The organism is Moorena sp. SIO3H5, assembly GCF_010692395.1.
In the GTDB taxonomy this organism is placed as follows: Bacteria; Cyanobacteriota; Cyanobacteriia; order Cyanobacteriales; family Coleofasciculaceae; genus Moorena.
Genome location: NZ_JAAHHS010000597.1, coordinates 1 through 3,466, shown reverse-complemented (window position 1 = coordinate 3,466; position 3,466 = coordinate 1). Strand labels below are relative to the sequence as shown.

Below are 3,466 nucleotides of genomic sequence, written 5' to 3'. Positions count from 1 at the left end.
ACTCAATCGGCTTGTTGCTTCTCAAGCTGCACGCCGATACCGCGTATGCTGCAGCCCAAAACTCGACCGATAGTCATCTGCTGCCTCTGGTAGAGGTGTTACTTTCGATTTACCTAGATTAATGCCAATCGGAATAGTTAAACCTGAAGCTTGGATCCGGTTTTCCCTTCTGGTAGGTTGTTCGCCCTTGGCTTTCTCTTCCGGTAGGTTCTTTTCTAAACCTGCAACCCTTAACCTGTTAACCTTCAATTGTTCTAATCGAGCCGCCATTGCTGTAGCTCCGAGATTATTAAATCCCATCCGATTCAGAGCAGCTTTGTCCTCTACCAAGCGAAATAAACGAGGACGAGGATTTCCCGATTGACCATGAAAGGTTACAGTACCTAGTTCAGCAAAGCCAAACCCTAAGGTTGCCCAAATTCCAGCAGCCACACCATCTTTATCAAACCCTGCTGCTAAACCCAGAGGGTTGGGGAAGTTTACTCCCCACAGGGTTTGTTCAAGGCGAGCATCATTTAGGCAAAACCTTTGCTGTAATTGACCCTGAACCCAGTGACCTAGAGTAGACTCCTGATGCCATGACAGCCAGCTCAATAGCCCCAGAGTTCTATTGTGTAACCATTCTGGATCTGTCTTCAACCCAGAAAAGAGAATTGGACGAATGGTAGATTGGTAAATATCCATGGTAATGAGTCTATCAGTAGCTCAGTGGGTCAGTCGCTCATAGTCAAGCTCCAAGACCGCGCTGCATTGCTACTCCCTACTCCCTACTCCCTACTCCCTACTCCCTCAAACCGCCCGACGAGGAGTTAGGTGATTGGTCCTGACGGTAACCATAAAAATCAATCCGATATTCAGTAATCTTTACACCAGTTTGTTCCTCAATTTGCTTGAGCAAGTTTTCCGGTAGTTCTACATAAACATCAAGAATCTGGTTTGTATCCAGGCAATTGACATGGCTATGAGTATCGCTGATATTGCCGTACAACCGTCCATCCGAGCGCTCAATACATTCAATAATACCTTGACTCGATAGGGCATCTAAATTCTGGTAAACAGAAGTATGACCAATAACTTTCCCTTGTTGATTCAATCGGTCATAAATGTCTCGCGCTGACAAATGGTCTTTAGCTTCCCATAACAGTTCTAGAATGAAGCGACGTTGACGACTCAGACGCATACCTAGCGTCTGACACTTATCGATTGCATCTTCTAGTGAACGAATTGGTTTAGCAGCTGCCGCTTCTTTTTCCATGACATGACTTGATGAGTTTAACCACAAGGATTCCCCTATAAATCTACTTATAGCTCACCCAGCTATCTACTTAAGCCAGGGCAATGCTCTTGTGTGATCGGTAACTAGCAACGGGAAAGGGTAAACGGGGTATTGCTTGTGTTCCCAAGTTCCCTGTTATCAAATTTTTCCTTGACCTTGAATGCCCCTGTTTAAATTAATTTTAAGTTAAATTTGGTAGCCCTAAGCCTTATATCCTATATTTTACTACAAACTAGTGAACTAGCCCACCCTACAATCCACGAAGGTGGTGCTTTTGGTTTAAAGGAAGTGTGCTACCCAAAAGCCATCAATTGTGCTCCAACTCGATCTACTTTCGTTAGCGATCGCACAAGATCCAGGTGTCCTTGCTTCCTCCCCCTTGAGAAGAATTGACAACCAAGGATCCCTTTTTCAAAGCTACACGTGTCAAGCCACCAGGATGGACATAGATATCATCTCCGCGATGGAGCACGTAGGGACGCAAATCCACATGGCGTCCTTCCACCTCACTGCCTACAGCAGTGGGAATTCGTGATAGAGCAATAGTCGGCTGAGCCATATACTCCCTCGGCTGAGCCCGAATCTTTTCCGCAAAACTGGCCCGCTCTTCAGGGCTAGCATGGGGGCCAACTAACATGCCTCGTCCCCCTTCCTCACTGGCAGACTTGACCACCAACTCATCTAGATGATCTAGGACATAGGCTCGGTCTTGGTCATTCCAACACAAATAGCTAGGCACATTGGGTAACTTGGGGTCTTCGTTGAGGTAGTAGCGAATCATCTCAGGAACATAGGTATAGACCACTTTGTCATCAGCCACCCCTGTGCCTATGGTATTGGCTAAAGCTAATCTGCCCTGCTGACAAAGATCGATAATAGCCGATAGCCCAGAAGAGTAACCATTCCCCAGTTTCAATGGATGCAAGAGCTGGGCGTCATAACGACGATAAAGAATATCAATTTGTACCAGCCCCTCGGGAGTCCGCCGCTGCAAATACCCCTGCTCGATCACCAAATCTTCCGGCTGGACTAGAGCTACCCCCATCTGTTGCGCTAGAAATGCATGCTCAAAATAGGCAGATTCCACCGGTCCTAGGGTCAGTACTGCAATGGCTACAGGTGAGTCGGAGCCTATCGTAGATGGCCTTTTGTTCCCGGTCGATAGCTTCAGGAGTGTCGAATGTAACTCCTGGGAATACCCTTCTAGGGGCTCAATGGCGAACTTAGCCAAGAGGTCTGGTACAACCCGCTCCATGGCCTGACGGTTCTTCATAACGTAAGCAATACCAGAGGGTAGCCGCAAATTATCCTCTAGCACATACCAAACACCTGCTTCGTTGCGGATCAGGTCTATGCCACTAACATGACACCAGATGCCTGCAGGGGGTTTCATGCCCATGCATTCAGGCATGAACCGAGCTGCTGATTCCACGATTTCTCTAGGGATCTTGCCATCTCTGAGAATATGCTGTTCTCCATAGATATCAGCACAGAACAAGTTGAGGGCAGCCACTCGCTGTTTCAGCCCTGCCGATAGCTGGCTCCATTCTGAAGCTGAGATCACCCGGGGGATGAGATCAAAGGGTAATACTCTGGTCTCACCATGCCACGTGAAGGTTGCACCAAGTTCTGCAAGAACTTTTTCTACGGCTGTATTGGTTTCGGACAAGCTACCTTGAGGGAGTTGCTGCAAGTAGTCAACAACAGCCGCAACTTCTATTCGCGGTTGACCCGGGGCAATGAAATATTCATCATAGAAGCCCTCGATATTATAGGAATCGAATTGCAAAGCTGTCTCCCCTTCACCTTAATTAACAGTCCAGGTACCCAAAGCCTAGACTTACAGCTTATTTAACACAGTTCTTTTCGGGTATGGGGATGTTTAAAGTTTTCTTTGCAAGTTAAGGGAAATGCCTCGACTAAGCCATTGCTCTTCACAGCAGCTACTGCAGCAATGGACTTGAGCTATAACGGAAGTATATCACCTTTACAAAAACTTTGAAAAAAATCTGGAATTCTTCAGGATCAATGGGTAGTTGACTGTATTGCTCAGAAACACTCACATCAACCGGATTCTGAAACAAAAGCCAATACAAACTCATCTCAATCGAGACGATCATAAAACATCATCAGAAATTAGCAGAATGGAAAACATAGAAAGTAACGAACCAATGGTACCAGGTATGACAG

3 protein-coding genes are annotated in these 3,466 nt (G+C 46.5%); all 3 read right to left on the bottom strand.

Translation table 11 applies throughout. The features are described from left to right. Positions 1 to 21: 21 nt before the first annotated feature. The gene (locus F6K52_RS34145) at positions 22 to 684 is read right to left on the bottom strand and encodes a hypothetical protein (RefSeq protein ID WP_364421113.1); all 663 of its coding nucleotides are present in this window, start codon (positions 682 to 684) and stop codon (positions 22 to 24) included. Positions 685 to 781: 97 nt separating this feature from the next. Further along, a complete protein-coding gene (locus F6K52_RS34140; RefSeq protein WP_293089307.1) occupies positions 782 to 1,255 on the bottom strand; it encodes a Fur family transcriptional regulator in 474 nt (157 codons plus the stop codon). 358 nt (positions 1,256 to 1,613) lie between these two features. Next, the gene (locus tag F6K52_RS34135; RefSeq protein ID WP_293089305.1) at positions 1,614 to 3,065 is read right to left on the bottom strand and encodes a circularly permuted type 2 ATP-grasp protein; all 1,452 of its coding nucleotides are present in this window, start codon (positions 3,063 to 3,065) and stop codon (positions 1,614 to 1,616) included. Positions 3,066 to 3,466: the final 401 nt, after the last annotated feature.

Coding starts and splice junctions, on each gene's coding strand:
- F6K52_RS34145 (WP_364421113.1), bottom strand. CDS start 684: ATGGATATTTACCAATCTACCATTCGTCCAATTCTCTTTTCTGGGTTG.
- F6K52_RS34140 (WP_293089307.1), bottom strand. CDS start 1,255: ATGGAAAAAGAAGCGGCAGCTGCTAAACCAATTCGTTCACTAGAAGAT.